The sequence below is a fragment of the Haliea sp. E1-2-M8 genome, from assembly GCF_030649675.1.
Lineage (GTDB): Bacteria > Pseudomonadota > Gammaproteobacteria > Pseudomonadales > Halieaceae > Haliea.
Map to the genome: position 1 here is coordinate 25,223 of NZ_JAUTDR010000034.1, position 16,434 is coordinate 41,656.

General features: G+C 61.5%; 15 protein-coding genes. 3 read left to right on the forward strand and 12 right to left on the reverse strand.

Translation table 11 applies throughout. The features are described 5' to 3' along the window. A complete protein-coding gene (sdhD, locus tag Q6D67_RS19685) occupies positions 1-363 on the reverse strand; it encodes a succinate dehydrogenase, hydrophobic membrane anchor protein (protein ID WP_304707382.1) in 363 nt (120 codons plus the stop codon). Further along, positions 357-731, reverse strand: a complete 375-nt coding sequence (gene sdhC, locus Q6D67_RS19690) for a succinate dehydrogenase, cytochrome b556 subunit (protein WP_304707383.1) — start codon at positions 729-731, stop codon at positions 357-359. The genes sdhD and sdhC overlap by 7 nt, the downstream gene beginning before the upstream one ends. Positions 732-1,054: 323 nt before the next feature. Between sdhC and gltA the strand changes: the two genes are divergently transcribed. Both gltA and Q6D67_RS19700 read left to right on the forward strand, forming a co-directional pair. Next, complete coding sequence (gene gltA / locus Q6D67_RS19695) at positions 1,055-2,347, forward strand: citrate synthase (protein ID WP_304707384.1); 1,293 nt, start codon at positions 1,055-1,057, stop codon at positions 2,345-2,347. Positions 2,348-2,462: 115 nt separating this feature from the next. Further along, complete coding sequence (locus Q6D67_RS19700) at positions 2,463-3,584, forward strand: beta-ketoacyl-ACP synthase III (RefSeq protein ID WP_304707385.1); 1,122 nt, start codon at positions 2,463-2,465, stop codon at positions 3,582-3,584. A gap of 5 nt (positions 3,585-3,589) precedes the next feature. Here the strand turns inward: Q6D67_RS19700 and Q6D67_RS19705 are convergent, their stop codons facing one another. Beyond that, positions 3,590-3,727, reverse strand: coding sequence for a hypothetical protein (locus Q6D67_RS19705; RefSeq protein WP_304707386.1), 138 nt, complete (start codon positions 3,725-3,727; stop codon positions 3,590-3,592). Between Q6D67_RS19705 and Q6D67_RS19710 the strand changes: the two genes are divergently transcribed. Beyond that, positions 3,726-4,598 (forward strand): IS110 family transposase, encoded by an 873-nt coding sequence (locus Q6D67_RS19710; protein WP_304707387.1) that lies wholly within the window; start codon positions 3,726-3,728, stop codon positions 4,596-4,598. The genes Q6D67_RS19705 and Q6D67_RS19710 overlap by 2 nt on opposite strands. A gap of 376 nt (positions 4,599-4,974) precedes the next feature. Here Q6D67_RS19710 and hisC read toward each other — a convergent pair whose 3' ends face one another. From hisC to phoB, 9 genes are all read right to left on the reverse strand, one after another. Then, a complete protein-coding gene (gene hisC, locus Q6D67_RS19715) occupies positions 4,975-6,036 on the reverse strand; it encodes a histidinol-phosphate transaminase (RefSeq protein ID WP_304707388.1) in 1,062 nt (353 codons plus the stop codon). A 144-nt stretch (positions 6,037-6,180) separates the two neighbouring features. After that, positions 6,181-7,455 carry a putative porin gene (locus Q6D67_RS19720; protein ID WP_304707389.1) on the reverse strand — a complete coding sequence of 425 codons (1,275 nt, stop codon included), beginning with the start codon at positions 7,453-7,455 and terminating at the stop codon, positions 6,181-6,183. 104 nt (positions 7,456-7,559) lie between these two features. Continuing rightward, complete coding sequence (gene phoU / locus Q6D67_RS19725) at positions 7,560-8,285, reverse strand: phosphate signaling complex protein PhoU (RefSeq protein ID WP_304707390.1); 726 nt, start codon at positions 8,283-8,285, stop codon at positions 7,560-7,562. A 10-nt stretch (positions 8,286-8,295) separates the two neighbouring features. Further along, positions 8,296-9,033 (reverse strand): phosphate ABC transporter ATP-binding protein PstB, encoded by a 738-nt coding sequence (gene pstB / locus Q6D67_RS19730; protein ID WP_304707396.1) that lies wholly within the window; start codon positions 9,031-9,033, stop codon positions 8,296-8,298. A 103-nt stretch (positions 9,034-9,136) separates the two neighbouring features. Further along, positions 9,137-10,849 carry a phosphate ABC transporter permease PstA gene (gene pstA / locus Q6D67_RS19735; RefSeq protein ID WP_370552001.1) on the reverse strand — a complete coding sequence of 571 codons (1,713 nt, stop codon included), beginning with the start codon at positions 10,847-10,849 and terminating at the stop codon, positions 9,137-9,139. Then, complete coding sequence (locus tag Q6D67_RS19740) at positions 10,849-13,092, reverse strand: ABC transporter permease subunit (protein ID WP_304707391.1); 2,244 nt, start codon at positions 13,090-13,092, stop codon at positions 10,849-10,851. The genes pstA and Q6D67_RS19740 overlap by 1 nt, the downstream gene beginning before the upstream one ends. Positions 13,093-13,170: 78 nt before the next feature. Beyond that, positions 13,171-14,142, reverse strand: coding sequence for a PstS family phosphate ABC transporter substrate-binding protein (locus Q6D67_RS19745; protein WP_304707392.1), 972 nt, complete (start codon positions 14,140-14,142; stop codon positions 13,171-13,173). Positions 14,143-14,253: 111 nt separating this feature from the next. Beyond that, positions 14,254-15,528, reverse strand: a complete 1,275-nt coding sequence (phoR, locus tag Q6D67_RS19750; protein WP_304707393.1) for a phosphate regulon sensor histidine kinase PhoR — start codon at positions 15,526-15,528, stop codon at positions 14,254-14,256. After that, the gene (gene phoB / locus Q6D67_RS19755; protein ID WP_304707394.1) at positions 15,525-16,235 is read right to left on the reverse strand and encodes a phosphate regulon transcriptional regulator PhoB; all 711 of its coding nucleotides are present in this window, start codon (positions 16,233-16,235) and stop codon (positions 15,525-15,527) included. Before phoB ends, phoR begins: the two co-directional genes overlap by 4 nt. Positions 16,236-16,434 lie beyond the last annotated feature (199 nt).

Genomic DNA, 16,434 nt, shown 5'->3' on the forward strand with positions numbered 1-16,434 from the left:
TCAATATCCCCAAAGGATCTGTACGCCCCAGACCACATAAACAAAAAGTACCAGTGCAATCACCAGCTGCGCGGAAATGCGCAGCACGTTGCCGGTGGTTCCCATCATCCGCTCGGTCAGGTAGTCCGTGACCACCGACCACAGACCAATCCAGGAGTGGGCTGCCAGGGACAGCAGGGCCATCAGGCTGAAAACCTTGACCCAGGTCTGGCCAAACAGCGCTTTCCAACTGGCATAATCGACGCCGGCGAGCACAACCCAGGCGAGGAAAACGAAGTACACGAGCAGAATGACACCGCTGACCCGCTGCACCAGCCAGTCTGACGTCCCGGAGCGACCAAAACTTGTGACTGCAGTTACCATATCATCACCCCCGCCAGCAGTGTCAGCACAACAGACAGCACGATGATCAGGCGCGCGCCAAGGATGCCGCCTTCCAGACTCTCACCGATGCCGAAATCCATGATCAGGTGCCTGACTCCCGCGAGAGCGTGGTAGATCAGGGCTGCCGCGATAACCAACAGGATCACCTTGGCCAAGGGGCTGGTCATGGTCGATTGCAGGGAGGCAAAACTTTCCGGGCTGCGCAGGCTCATATCCAGGGCCCAGACCAGGAAGGCCATGGCAACAAAAAGAAATACACCGGAAGCGCGATGGGTAATCGATGTCCATGCGGTGATGGGGAGCCGCATGCTGCCGATGTCCAGATTAACAGGACGTTTGTCTTTCACAGTTCAGGTACCACCGTTGCAGACGCCACAAGGGCGATTAATGGGGCCGGCCACACGTAAGGCCAGACGCTGTTGCCACCCGCTCAGGGACGCGGGGAAAGCGCGCAGAATTATAGGAGGATGCGAGATCAATTACAAACCTGCACACCACAGACACGAGGTTGGAAAAAGTGCCGCGAACATCGCCGATCTCCCAACTTCATGATTCGGGACAATAGGCTCAGAAGCGCCCAGAATGATCGCAAATAGGCCCGGATGAATTGACAAAAGCTGTCGAGACTCTATAGTTGGGCCCCCCACGGAACTACATCGCAGGACCCCCTATGAGTGAAAGAAAGGCAACCCTGAAGGTAGACGGGCTGGATGAAACCATCGAGCTGCCAATCTACTCCGGCACTATCGGCCCAGACGTTATCGACGTCGGCGGCCTCACCGCCAAAGGCATGTTTACCTACGACCCCGGCTTCGTCTCCACGGCTGCCTGCGACTCACAGATTACCTACATTGACGGCGCCGAGGGCGTCCTCCTGCATCGCGGCTACCCGATCGACCAGCTGGCCGAGCACAGCGACTACCTGGAAACCTGCTACCTGCTGCTCTACGGCGAACTGCCCAGCAAAGCGCAGAAAGACAACTTTGTCAGCACAGTCAAGCGCCACACGATGGTGCACGAGCAAATTCGCACGTTCTTCAACGGTTTTCGCCGCGACGCACACCCAATGGCAGTCATGTGCGGTGTAGTCGGCGCGCTGTCGGCGTTCTATCACGACTCACTGGACATCTCGGACGAGCATCACCGCGAAGTCGCCGCGTTCCGTCTGATCGCGAAGATGCCCACCCTCGCCGCAATGAGCTACAAGTTCTCCATCGGCCAGCCGTTCATGTACCCCGACAACAACATGAGCTACTCCGAGAACTTCCTGCACATGATGTTCGGCAATCCCTGTGAGCCCAGCAACATCAGCCCCGTGCTGGCCAAGGCCATGGACCGCATCTTCCTGCTGCACGCCGACCACGAGCAGAACGCCTCCACCTCCACTGTGCGCATGGCGGGTTCCTCTGGCGCCAATCCTTTCGCCTGTATGGCTGCGGGCATTGCAGCTCTCTGGGGCCCCTCCCATGGCGGCGCCAACGAGGCAGTGCTGGAAATGCTGGAGGAGATCGGCGATGTCTCCCGCATTGACGAGTTCGTGGCCCGCGCCAAGGACAAGGACGATCCGTTCCGGCTGATGGGTTTCGGCCACCGTGTCTACAAGAACTTCGACCCCCGCGCCAAGGTGATGAAAGAGGCCGCCGACGAGGTACTCGCGGAGCTGGGCATCGACAACGACCCGCTGCTGGCCATCGCCACACGCCTCGAGCAGATCGCCCTGGAAGACAGCTATTTTATCGAGAAAAAGCTCTACCCCAACGTGGACTTCTACTCCGGTATCATCCTCAAGGCCATCGGCATTCCCACCAGCATGTTTACCGTGATTTTCGCCGTTGGCCGCACGGTAGGCTGGATCGCCCACTGGCACGAGATGATCAGCGGCAGCTACCGGATCGCTCGACCCCGCCAGCTCTACACCGGCCACGCCCAGCGCGACTTCGTGCCGCTGGATAAACGCGGCTGAACCCGCGCGGCGGGCTGCGCGCCCCGGGCTACGCGCCCCCAACAAGGCCGCCCTCGCGCGGCCTTTTTTCGTTACACTCGCCCCATCGGGCACAGCAACAGGGAACAGGCAGGTCATGAGTGACGTCGTTATCAGCGGCACAGGGCTGTATACACCACCCCAATCCATCAGCAACGAAGAGCTTGTCTTCTCATTCAACACCTGGGTCGAGCAATTCAATGCCGCCAACGCAGATGCCATCACCGCAGGCAGCTTGGCGCCCATGCAGCCCTCCTCCGCGGAATTCATTGAAAAGGCTTCGGGGATCAAATCCCGCTATGTAATCGACAAGGCCGGAGTACTCGACCCCAACCGCATGGTTCCGCACATTCCTGAACGCCCGGACAACAGTCGCTCGGTGCAGTGCGAAATCTCCGTGGCCGCCGCCCGGGAAGCCATGGCTCAGGCTGGCAAGTCCGCGGTGGATATCGATGCAGTGATTGTCGCCTGTTCCAACCTGCAGCGGCCCTACCCCGCTATTGCGGTGGAGGTGCAGGACGCACTGGGTATCCAGGGCTTCGGCTTCGACATGAACGTGGCCTGTTCTTCCGCCACCTTCGGTATCCAGCAGGCGCGCGACAGCATCCGCTCCGGCAGCGCGGGCTGTGTGCTCATCCTCAATCCCGAGATCTGCAGCGGCCATCTCAACTTCCGCGACCGCGACTCCCACTTTATCTTCGGCGACGTTTGCACCGCGATTATCGTCGAGAGCAGCGACAGCGCCACTGCCGCGGAGCGCTACCGCGTTGTCGACAGCAAACTGCAGACCCTGTTCTCCAACAACATCCGCAACAACTTCGGCTTTCTCAACCGCGCCGCCGAGGAAGGTATCGGCGAGCCCGACAAGCTGTTTGTGCAGGAGGGGCGCAAGGTTTTCAAGGAAGTCTGCCCCGCTGTGGCAAAGCAGATCACCGAGCAGCTGCAGCGCCTGAACATCGCGCCCGACTCCCTCAAGCGCCTGTGGCTGCACCAGGCCAATCTGAGCATGAACCAGCTCATCTCACGCAAGGTCCTCGGCCGGGATGCCACCGCCGCAGAAGCGCCCACCATTCTGGACGAGTACGCCAATACCAGTTCCGCGGGCTCAGTGATTGCGTTCCACAAGCATCGCGGGGATTTTGCCAGTGGTGATCTCGGGGTGCTGTGTTCCTTCGGTGCGGGCTACAGCATTGGCAGCGTGATTCTGCAGCGGGTTTGACGACCTCACTCCACGGGATTACGCCAGTCCTTCTTGTTCGCCACTGCCAGGATCCGCACGGAACCCGGGCAACGCGTATCCGGGTGGGGGTTGCAGGACACGCCGAGCTTCTTGGCCCAGCAGCGCGTCAGCGCTGTGGTCATGGAAGCCTGTTCTGGTGCGCACTTTCTAGCGCAGCAGGTAGAACAGATGGGCCATACTGCCGTGCTCTACCCACCCAAGCACGTCAAAAGCTACCAGCGTGGCCAGAAGAACGACTACAACGACGCCAGGGCACTGGCGGAGGCACACCTGCATGGCCATCTGCGGCCGGTGCCGGTCAAAACCATAGCCCAACAGGACTCCGCTCTGGTGGTGTTGCAACGCAAGCAGCTGAAAGAAGAGCAGGTGAGGCTGGGTAACCAGATGAGATCATTGCTGGCTGAACGAGGTGTTGCTCTGCCTGTCGGGGTCAGAGCGCTCAAGGTGGGTGTGCCCCGGGTTCTGGAGGACGCGAGCAATGGCCTGACGGTAGTGGCCCGCCACATCCTCGCACAGGCGTACGATCGGTACCTGGGCCTGCTGGAAGAGATTGTCTGGTATGACCGGCAGTTGAAGGAGCAGGCGCGGGAGGATGACACGTGCCGTCGCCTGTGTGAGATACCGGGCATGGGCCCCATTGTTGCCAATGTGTTCCAGGCCTGGATAGGTGGGGGTCAGCAGTTCCGCCGGGGGCGCGATGCTTCGGCGGCACTGGGGCTGGTTCCAAGGCAGTTCAGTACAGGCGGCCGAGAAGTACTACTGGGTATCACCAAGCGCGGAAACCGCTATGTCCGCTCACAGATTATCAATGGCGCACAGGCGGTGCTGCGATACGCCGCGGGCAAGAAAGATGCCCTGAGTCAGTGGGTCATGCGCCTGAAACAGACGCGGGGGCACAACAAGGCAGTTGTTGCCCTGGCGAACAAGCTAGTTCGGATCGCCTGGGTGATTGTTGCCCGGGGTGAAACCTATCAACCGAGAATGGCAAGTTAGGCCTGAGACAGGCTCACCAGTCAGCAGAGCATTAGAGAGGAGGTACCTACCCCAAGGTTGCGAAGGCAACGAACACGTGATGTCACTAACAGGTCAGACCGACCTGCCGAAAACCTGGTGAATACGACGGCCCGCGAGGCCGCTCGGATGATAAGGACGGTAGGTGCGGATACTCATCGAGGCCAGGAGCTCCAAGAATCAATGGCTCCATCAACAGGCCGGATATATGTCAGCAACCTGTCCCTGAATCAGTGTTCCAGCCTTGCAAAGGGGGAGGAGACCATATATGTATTCACGGCGAGTCCCTGTAGCCCTCCAGCGTCCCGCCAACCGAATTCAGTGCTCCGATTCACATTACCGGGGTACGCGAGGAGACTCACGCCAGCAAGGCCGGCAGCGCCTCCAGCAATGCATCGCACTGCTCATCCGTGCCCACCGTAATCCGCAGATAGTCAGAAATCCGCGGCTTGTCGAAATAGCGCACGACAATGCCCTGCTCCCGCAGCGCCAGGAACAGCGCCTGGGCATCGCACCCGGGGCCCGGGGTGGCGAAGACGAAGTTCGCGGCCGAGGGCAGCACGGAGAAACCCAGCGATTCCAGCCCCCGGGTGAGCCGCGCACGGGTCGCGATGACCTTGTCGCGGCTGTCCTGGAACCAGTCCTCGTCGGCCAGTGAGGCAATGACCGCGCGCTGGGCGATGGCGTCCAGGGGATAGGAGTTGAAGGAGTTCTTGATCCGCTGCAGGCCGTCGATCAGGTGCACCTGGCCGAATGCCATGCCGACACGCAGGCCGGCGAGGGCGCGGGACTTGGACAGGGTCTGCACGACCAGCAGGTTGGCGAAGTCGTTGATCAGGGTGACAGCGGACTCGCCGCCGAAATCGATGTAGGCCTCATCGATGACTACCACGCGGTCGGAGTTGGCTTGCAACAGGCGCCGGATATCAGCCAGGCCCAGCAGGATGCCGGTGGGGGCGTTCGGGTTGGGCACGATGATGCCACCGTTGGGGCGCGCGTAGGCGGCGACATCGACGGTGAAATCCTCGCCCAGAGGCACCGGCTCGAAGTCGATACCGTAGAGTTGGCACCAGACCGGGTAAAAGCTGTAGCTGATGTCTGGAAACAGCAGAGGCTGCTCCTGCTGCAATAACCCCAGAAACGTGTGCGCGAGCACTTCGTCGGAGCCGTTGCCCAGAAACACCTGATCCGCCGCCAGGCCGTAGTACTTCGCCAGGGCCTGGCGCAGGGCGGTGGATTCCGGGTCGGGATAGCGGCGCAGGGCCTCGCCGTCGATGCCCTGGATCGCCGCCAGCACCTGCGGCGACGGCGGGTACGGGGCTTCGTTGGTGTTGAGTTTCACCAGCCGCTGATGGCGGGGCTGTTCGCCCGGCACGTAGGGCGTCAGGCGCCGGGTAAGGTCACTCCAGAAGCGGCTCATGCACAATCCTGCGGTCGGCACAGTGCGGGAAGCGCGGTATTCTACTGGAGCAATGCGGCATTGCAAGCCGCACAGGGGCCGGGCGGGTGTGGCCGGCGAGGTGTGGCCGGCCAGGTGCGGCCCGCCAGGTGTGACTGCAGCAGCTCAATACTTGAATATAGTGTCGAGGACTATGCGGTCGAGGTCGCGGCCGGCGCCAAGGGCGTTTTCACCCGACTCATTGTCGACGTAGACAGACACGCCCATATGCCATTGCTTGTCGATAGCGTAGCGGCCGGACAGTTTATGGCCGCGGATGTCGGCGCCACCGCCGGCGACATTGGAATCGCGCAACAGGCCAAACACCGCGTCGGCTTCCACTCGCTCATATTGGTAACCCAGGTCCCAGCTGCCGGCGCCACTGGCCTTGCCCAGGCGCGCGCCCGCCAGCCACCCCGTGTCGTACTCATCGGCATCCAGGTTCTGCACATAGTGCGCATATACTGCCAGCGGCAGCGCCATCCCGCTCCAGGTCAGGTCGGAAAACAGCTCCAGTTCCTCGAAATTGTTGCTGTAGGTGCAGCGACCGTCGGAGTCGCAAGCGAAGCTGTTGCCATAAAAGTCATCGCTGTCACCATAAAGGACTGTTTTCCCCTGTACGGGGATATCGAGATAACCGGCACCGGCTGTAAACGCGAGTTGCTCTCCCAGGTCCAGGGTAAACCCGGATTGCACGCCGTAGTAGAAGGTATGGTTGGCCCGATTGCTGTCGCTCTCCAGACCAATGGCGGCGGCATTGAGAAAGACACCGTTACCGGACCAGCCCAGCGCAATCCCCTCCGGCGTGTAGTCCGAGTCCCACAACAGGCCGGAGCCCTGCGGCCGGTAGAAGTTGTTCTTCATCTTGCCACCGGTCAGGTAAGCCCCGTTGAAAGGCTTCCAGGTGACCCAGGCCTGATCGAGGAAGAGATCCTTGCTGCTGCCACCGCTGCCCAGGGTAGTGTTGCCTGAAGGCGGCGCTTCATTGCCCGCTGCGATGCGCAGCCCCACTTCGACTGAGTTGGGCAGCTGCGCGACCAGGCCCGCCCGAGCGCGCAGGCGGTGCCGGCTGCGCACATCCCGCGCTTCGATATCGATTTCTTCATAGCGGTAGCGGAAGTCACCGCTGAGGCGGATCGTGTCGGACCAGTGACCTGCGGGCCGGGACGGCGCCGCATCGGGCGCCCGGGTGAGCTCCAGCTCGGAAACCGCACGGGCAGTGTTTTCACGCAGTTCTGCGTTTTCCTGCTCCAGCGCGGATACCCGCTGTATCAGGGCGGTCATCTGTGCCCGCAACTGCTCGAATTCGGCGTCGCTGACCGCGGCCTCGGCGTTGCCGCTGGTCACAATGCCTACCAGAACGGCAGACCACGCTGCCGTCCCCAATCTTGTTGCGCTCATGTACCGCCCTCACCTGTCTATTTCAGCGCCATGATGCATGACGCTTTAATGTCAATTTTATGTCTTTTTTATGACATTGTCATGACAAGCGAGTACGCGCTGCCCTAGTGTCGATCCTCCACCTGGTTGAGCAGTTCATCCGGCTCGACATGGCGCACATCCAGCCCCCGCACCAGGTAGACTACGCTCTCGGCGATATTGCAGGCGTGGTCTCCCACCCGCTCGAGGCTGCGCAGCGCCCACATCTGCCCCAGCACGGGACCGATGGTGCGCGGATCCTCCATCATGAACGTCACCAGGCTACGCATCGCTGTGGCGTACTCGGCGTCCACGGAGCGGTCGGCGACCACGGTTTCCACCGCCATATCGACATCCAGGCGGGCAAAGGAATCCAGCGCTTGCCGCAACATCTCGCCGACGTGGTTGCTGATATGCCGGATCTCGACAAAGCTCCCGGCGCTGGACGCAGCTTCCTCGGAGGCCTTGACCGCCTGTCGGGCAATTTTACTGGCTTCGTCGCCGATGCGCTCCAGATCAGTGGTGACTTTGGAAATCGCCAGTACCAGGCGGAGGTCACTGGCCGCAGGGTGCCGCCGCGCGAGGATACGAAAGCATTCCTCGTCAATGCTGATTTCCAGGTCATTGACCTGCTCATCGCCCGCGATAACCTCCTCCGCCAGGCCGCTGTCACGGTTGAGGAGGGAGTCCACGGCCTTGCCGATCTGCTGCTCCACCAGCCCACCCATTTCCAGCAGGTGGTTCTTGACGGCCTCCAGCTCGGCGTTGAACTGGGCTGATATGTGTTGTTTATAGCTATCCTGGTTCAGCATGACAGTGTCCTCAGCCGTAGCGACCGGTGATGTAATCCTCGGTCTGCTTCTGTTCCGGGTTGGTGAACAGCGTATCGGTGTCGTCGTACTCAATCAACTTGCCCATGTACATGAAGGCCGTCATGTCCGACACCCGGGCTGCCTGCTGCATATTGTGGGTCACGATCACGATGGTATAGCGCGACTTGAGTTCGTAGATCAACTCCTCGATCTTTAGCGTGGAGATGGGGTCCAGGGCCGAGGCTGGCTCGTCGAGCAGCAGCACTTCCGGCTCCACCGCAATGGTGCGGGCAATCACCAGACGCTGCTGCTGGCCCCCGGACATCCCCAGGGCGCTCTCGTGCAGGCGGTCCTTGACCTCCTCCCACAGCGCCGCGGCACGCAGGGATTTTTCCACTACCTCATCGAGGATCCGCTTCTTGTTGATTCCCTGGATGCGCAGGCCATAGGCGACATTTTCATAGATACTCTTGGGAAAGGGGTTGGGCTTCTGGAACACCATGCCGATGCGCCGGCGCAACGCCGCGACATCCACCCGTCGGTCGTATACGTCCTCAGTTTCCAGCAGTAGCCTGCCATTGATACGGCAGCCATCTACCAGGTCGTTCATGCGGTTGATGCAGCGCAGCAGGCTGGATTTGCCGCAGCCGCTCGGGCCGATGAAGGCGGTCACCCGCTGGCGGGGGATTTCCAGATTGATATCGAACAGGGCCTGCACATCGTTGTAGAACAGGTTGAGGTTTTCCATCCGCAGACTGGTGTGCGCAGGCCCGAGCTGGCCCGTAGAGGGGCCCTGGTCGCGCTTCAGCGCCTGGATATCGAGAGCATGGGTTTGCATGGTGGGATCCTGTCTAGTGTTCCAGCGACTTGTAGCGTTCCCGCAGGCGGTTGCGCAGGCTCACGGCGGCGAGATTCAGCAGCGCGATGATCAGCACCAGCAGCAGTGCTGTAGCATAGACCAGAGGCCGCGCCGCCTCCACATTGGGACTCTGGAAACCCACATCATAGATGTGGAAACCCAGGTGCATGAACTTCTGGTCCAGGTGCAGATAGGGATAATTGCCGTCCAGCGGCAGGGTCGGCGCCAGTTTCACCACGCCGACCAGCATCAGTGGTGCCACTTCGCCCGCGGCCCGGGCCACCGCCAGGATCAGACCCGTCATCATTGCCGGACTGGCCATGGGCAGAACCACCCGCCAGAGGGTTTCCGCGCGGGTCGCACCCAGCGCCAGGGACCCTTCGCGCAAGCTTTTCGGAATCCGCGACAAGCCCTCCTCTGTCGCCACAATCACCACCGGCAGGGTGAGCAGGGCCAGGGTCAATGAGGCCCACATCAGGCCCGGAGTGCCGAAGGTTGGCCGGGGCAGGGCCGCCGGGAAGAACAGCTGGTCGAGTTCACCGCCGACGAAGTAAATGAAGAAGCCGAGACCAAACACGCCGTAGACGATCGATGGCACCCCGGCCAGGTTGTTGACCGCAATCCGTATGGTGCGGGTGATGAAGCCCTGGCTGGCGTATTCACGCAGGTAGACGGCTGCGACCACGCCGAAGGGAGTAACGATGATGGACATCAGGATCACCATCAGCACGGTACCGAACATGGCAGGAAAAATACCGCCCTCGGTATTGGCTTCGCGGGGCTCGGCAGAAAGGAATTCCCAGAGCCGTTCAAAGTACAGCCCCACCTTGGCGGGTATGCTCATGGCATTGGGCTGATAGGCGCGCACCACCTTGGCGATGGGCAGGGTAACTACCCGGCCGTCGGCGAGCTCGGCGCTGTAGCTGTGGTCCTTGATACTGTCGTAGAGAACATAGAGCTCTTCCTGCAGAACGCGGAAGCGGGCTTCCTGCTCTGCCCGCAGGCTGGCGAGATCCGCCTGCGCTGCCGCATCCAGGGCTCCGTCCATCTCCAGTTCACGCTCGCGCAGGCGCAGGCGCTCCAACTCGTAGTTGATCGCACCGATCTCCACCCGCTCGATCTGGCGAATCTGCTCGCGCACCGCGTCGGTTTCGGCAATAAGTTCCTGCAGCGCCTGCCAGGTAAGCTCCGGCCCCTCCTCCGCGACCGTGACCTCGGGCGTATTGAAGCGGCTGACGCCGCGCAGGTAGCCGTAGAAATCACCCCATTCCAGGCGCTCGATCACCAGCGCGTCGGAGGGGAAACGGCGCTCACCGAACTGCTCATTGATCAGCCAGGTAAAATCGGTGCCGAGGAAGTCGCGGTTGCCCTGCTTGAGCAGGGTGCGCTGGTAAAAGGGCCCCGGGCCCTGCAGCTCGATGCCTGCGCCCTCCAATTGAGTGCCGACTACCTCGACCTCTTCCACCACCTCGCCCAGCAGCTCCCGCGACTGGTCCTGGTAGCTCACCGTTACCGCCAGCACATCCGCCGGCCAGAAGTGGCTGAGGCCGCGCACGGCGAGCAGCAGCAGCAGACCCATTACCGCAATCACGCTGACACTCACCGCAGCGCCGTTGAGCCAGATCAGCGGCTCACCGCTGCGCAGCCAGGATTTAACCCCGGGAGCGCGATCACTGTGCAGCTCCTGTTCGTTGATCATTTTCATCACAGGGACCCGTATTTTACCCGCAGCCGCTGTCGCACCAGCTCGGCGATAGTATTGACCGCAAAGGTGAACATGAAGAGCACGAATGCCGCGAGGAACAGGACCCGGTAATGCGTGCTGTCCACTTCCGCCTCCGGCACCTCCACCGCGATGTTGGCCGACAGCGTGCGCATACCCTCGAAGATGTTGACGTCCATGATCGGCGTGTTGCCGGTGGCCATGAGCACAATCATGGTCTCGCCCACTGCCCGCCCCAGGCCGATCATCAGGCCCGAGAAGATCCCCGGGCTGGCGGTGGGAATGACCACGCCCACGAGGGTCTGCCAGGGTGTGGCACCCAGAGCCAGGCTGCCGTAGCTCAGGTGCTTGGGCACGGAGAAGATGGCGTCCTCGGCGATGGAGAAGATGGTGGGTATCACCGCCATGCCCATGGCGATACCCACCACCAGCGCATTGCGCTGATCGAAAGATATTCCCAGCTCTGTGGTGATCCAGCGGCGCATATCGCCGTCGAACAACAGCAACTCGAAGCTGTCGTTGGCGGCAAAGCTTAGGTAGCCAATGAGGATCACTACGGGAATCAGTACCGCCGCGTGCCAACCCTCAGGCACCCAGGAGCGAATGGAGAGCGGCAGCCGTGACCAGAGGAAGGCGAACAGCAATACGCCGACCGGCAGGGCCAGCATGAGGGTGACCACCGCGGTAAGCTTGTCCTCTATAAGCGGCGCCAGCCACAGCCCCGCCAGGAAGCCCAGAATCACCGTGGGCAGCGCCTCCATCAGCTCGATCATCGGCTTGATCTTGCGCCGCAGGGGTGCGGCCATGAAATAGGCAGTGTAGATAGCGCCACAGATCGCTAGCGGAGCGGCAATCATCATGGTGTAGAACGCGGCCTTCAGAGTGCCGAAGGCCAGCGGGGCAAAACTGTACTTGGGTTCGAAATCGGTGTCGGCGGAGGACGACTGCCAAACATAGGCGGGCTCGTCATAGCTCTCGTACCAGACCTTGTTCCAGAGAGCGGACCAGGAGATGTCCGGATGTTCGTTGTGGATACGCCAGCTGCGCAGGTCACCGTTGCTATCGACGTAGACAAGTGCGTCCGCCCGCGGGGAAATCGCCGCCGCGCCCGCGCCCAGGGGCAGCGCATCCTGACTCAGCAGACGCCGGTGGGAGGTGGTGTGGTAGATCTGCAGTTCACCGTCGCGCCCCAGGGCCAGAAAGCCCTTGCGGCGCTGTTCAGTTACCAACTCGCTGACAACAACGCCACCGGTATCAAACTCGCGAATGCGCTGCAGATAATTGCCACCCTCCCCATCGCGCACCATGAAGAACTGCGCCAGCTCGCCGCGGTCGGAGGCCGCCAGCAGGGAGATACCCCCCAGCAGCATGGTACTGGTCGAGAGGCGCCCGCCACCGGTAAACAGCTCACCCTGGCTGACCACCTGCAGGTAGCCGTTGCTGTCACGCTGCCGCAGGTTCAGCACGGTGAAGCCGCCGGCTTTATCCACGCGAAACAGCCAGTCCAGGTTCTCGTCAATATGAAAAGCTGCAGTTTCACCGCCCAGGGCGGGTATTTTCAGCTCCTCCTGCTCCAGCGACACGGCGCCGGTGATGAAGTTTTCCTCGCGATTAACCCGCTGTGCCCGCAGCTCCCCCGCCTGGTTCAGGACGGCGACTACCAGCCCTTCGCTGTTATCGCCCACCGCCAGTTTTACCACCGGCACAGGGCCAAAATCCAGCGCTAGATCAGGGTAGTGACGCTCTATCCTCGGGGTGACGACCTGCTCTCCGCCCGGATAGGTCAACCGATACTCATGGCTGTACATGGAGATACTGCCGGAGCTGTGGGCCGTCGCGAACAACCGGCCCTCGGCCCCCTCTGCCGCCACTGCGGTAACGGCCCCCAGTTCCGGCGCGAGGCCTTCACTGAGTACCAGTTCTCCGGTGTCGAGCACAAAGAAACGTGCTGTGCCGTCGGCAAAGACGCCAAAACCCAGTTCCGTCTGCTCCTCAACCGCCAGGTGCAGTGGCGCCTCGCCGAAGGGAGAGTCGACGGAGGCCCGCAGTTCCATGCTGGCATTGCTGAACAGGGGCAAAACTTCATACAGCAGGTAGAAAAAGATCAGCAGGATGGCGATCAGCACCCCGGAGCCGCCGGCCGTCACGGCGACAGTCGCCGCGCGATCCTTGAAGTGGCGCCATCGGGGGGTAAAGGGCGAAACGTGCTCGCTTAATCTGGCCAAGGCTGCGGCTCTCGAGTGTAGGGTACGAAGTCCGGGCAGGCCGCCCTGAAGGGGCGCCTGCCCGATCGGCCGAGTTGGTTACAGGTCCAGCTGTTTGCTGAAGCGCTCCACTACTGCAGCCGGCAGCGGAATGTAGCCGTCCTTCAAGACAACTTCCTGGCCCTGGCGCGAGAACACCATCTTGATGAATTCGCGTTCCAGCGGTGACAGCGGCTGGTTCGGATTCTTGTTGATATACACGTACAGGAAGCGCGCCAGAGGATAGCTGCCATCGATGGAGTTTTCGGCATTGGCTTCGACCGGTGTTTCGCCCTCACGCTTGCTCAACGGGACGGTACGCACGCTGGAGGTGCGGTAGCCGATGCCCGAGTAGCCGATGCCATTGACAGATGTGGACACTGATTGCACTACCGAGGCTGACCCGGGCTGCTCATTGACGCTGTTCCTGAAATCACCCTTGCACAGAGCGACGCTCTTGAAATAGCCGTAGGTACCGGATACCGAGTTGCGGCCGAACAGTTGCAGATCACGGTTTTCCCAGGCGCCGCCCAGGCCCAACTGACCCCACTTGCTGATATTGGCGGCAGCACCGCACTTGCGGGTGGATGAAAATACCGCATCCACCTCGGCAATCGTCATGCCGGCGATAGGGTTATCCTTGTGAACGTAGACCGCGAGCGCATCGATGGCCACGGGCACCGCGGTGGGCTTGTAGCCATGGCGAGTTTCAAACGCTTCGATCTCCTGGTCGCGCATTTCGCGACTCATGGGGCCGAAGTTGGCCGTCCCCTCGACCAATGCCGTCGGTGCCGTGGATGAGCCGGCAGCCTGTATCTGAATATTGACGTTGGGATAGGCGCGCTTGAACTCCTCGGCCCACAATGTCATCAGGTTGGCGAGGGTGTCGGAGCCGATGCTGGACAGATTGCCCGAAACACCGCTGGCGATTTCATAATCGCGAAGGTCGGGATCGAGGTCCGCAAATGTTGCGCTTGCGAGGCTGATGCCGGCAACCGCGACCGCGGCCTGGAACAGATTTTTGATCGACATATGGGGCTCCCGTCTTTAAACAACGTTGAAGTCGCACACGGTAACCGCCGTATGTGACAAAATTATGACAATTCCGTGTCGGGCAGCGCAAAAAATCACCCGCCGGGGCTGCTACCCCGGAAAGACCAGGGTAAAGGTGCTGCCCACCCCGGGGGTACTCTCAATACGCAGCTCCGCCCGATGGGCCGCCGCCACATGCTTGACGATGGCCAGGCCAAGACCGGTACCGCCGGTGGCCGAAGAGCGGCTGTCATCCACCCGGTAAAAACGCTCAGTCACGCGCGGCAGGTGAACGGAATCTATGCCTATACCCCGGTCCTGCACCGAAAGCAGCAAGTGTTCACCCTCCCGGCGCCAGCGCACTGTCACAACAGTGTCATCCTTGCTGTATTTAAACGCATTCAGCACCAGGTTGGATACCGCGCTGTGCAGTTCCCGGTAATCTCCTGCTACCTTCTCCGCGGTCTCCAGTTGCACAGCCAGTTTGCGCCCGGGATGAGAAGTCTGCAACTCGTCCTCCATCTCCTGCAGCAGTGCGCCAATATTGACCTGCTCGCGCCTGGGCTGGGTGCGCACGCTCTCGATTCGGGAGAGCCAGAGCAGGTCCTTGAGCAGCGTTTCCATGCGCGCTGCCTGCTGCTGCATTTGCTGCAGGGGCCGGTGGAAGCGCTGCTCAAGCTGGTCTGCGTTGGCGAGAATGGTTTCCAGGTAACCCTTGATGACCGTCAGCGGTGTGCGCAGTTCGTGCGAGACGTTGCCGACAAAATCGCGCCGCATCTGCTCCAGCTTGGCTTCCTTGGTGACATCCCGCACGAACACCAACCGGTCGCCGCCGCCGAAGGAGGTGACCGTAAACTGCAGGTATTGCACATGCTCCCCCTTGAGCACCACCTGCAGCGGACTATCGAAGGCGGCAGCGAGGAAATAACGATGAAACTCGGGCAAGCGCACCAGGTTGAGCAGAGCCTGGCCGCGATCGGCGGGATAACGCAACCCCAGCAACCGCTCTGCCGCCGTGTTGCTCCACTCGATCGCACCGCTGGCGGTAACCATGACCGCGCCGTCGTGCATGGCAGACAGGGATCCCTGCAGGTAGTCCAGCCGCGACTGCAACTGCGCCTGCCGCCCCTGGGCCGCACGCTGCACCTGGTACAGGCGGTCGTAGATCACGCCCCAGATTCCGGGGGCCTCAGGCGGTTCCACCGATGTGTCCGCCAGCCAGCTAAGCAGGCGCTGCAGCTGATATAGCCAGCGCGCCAGCAATGCCAGCAGCGCGAGGGCCAACACCAGCCAGGGGGCCCCCACCAGCCAGCCGACCACGAGGGCGACAGCGGAGAGCAAAACCAGCCGGCGCAGCTCCACCAACCAGGCGCCGGCAGCATTCACCGCGCGGGAACCCCGCGGGCGGAGAACCGGTAACCGGTGCCCCGCACCGTCTGGATCAGGTCGCTGTAGTCAGCGACCGCGGTCTGCAGGGCCTTGCGCAGGCGCCGGATATGCACATCCACAGTGCGCTCTTCGACATAGACATTGGCACCCCAGACCTGGTCCAAAAGCTGGTTGCGGGAATAGGCGCGCTCGGGATGAGACATGAAAAAGTGCAGCAGGTTGAACTCGGTGGGGCCCATATCCACAGGCTCATCGACGAGGAAAACGCGCCGGCTCTCACCGTCGAGCACCAGGTCACCCACCTGGATCCGATCCAATTCGTCGCCGCCGGTAGCGCGGCGCAGCAGGGCCTTGATGCGGGCGATAAGCTCCCGGGGGGCAAAGGGTTTGGTGATGTAGTCATCCGCGCCCACATCCAGGCCCTGGATCACATTGTCTTCCGCCGTCTTGGCGGTGAGCATGATCACCGGCAGGTCGCGCGTGGTGTCGGTACGCTTGAGCCGGCGCAACAGTTCGAGGCCGCTGCCCCCGGGCAGCATCCAGTCCAGCAGCACGATGTCCGGGCGTTCATCGACGATCAGGGTAAACGCGTCCTGGATGTTTTCAGCCTCAATGCAGCGAAATTCGGCAATTTCCAGCGCCATGCGCAGCATATCGCGTATCGCGAATTCGTCGTCGACAATCAGCACCTTGCGTTCATTCATCGGTCACAATTCTCCCGTTACTATTCCACTTGGGAGTATTAGATGAGGAAATTGTGACAATAAAGTTACAGCGGCGCTTTTGCACGCTGTTTTTACCGTAGGAACGGCTCTGCGGGCGGGCGATCGCGCACGGGGCCTGTGGGAGCCCGCTCCGCGGGCGGTCGCGCACAGAGTGCGCTCCTACACCTACGCTACCGGA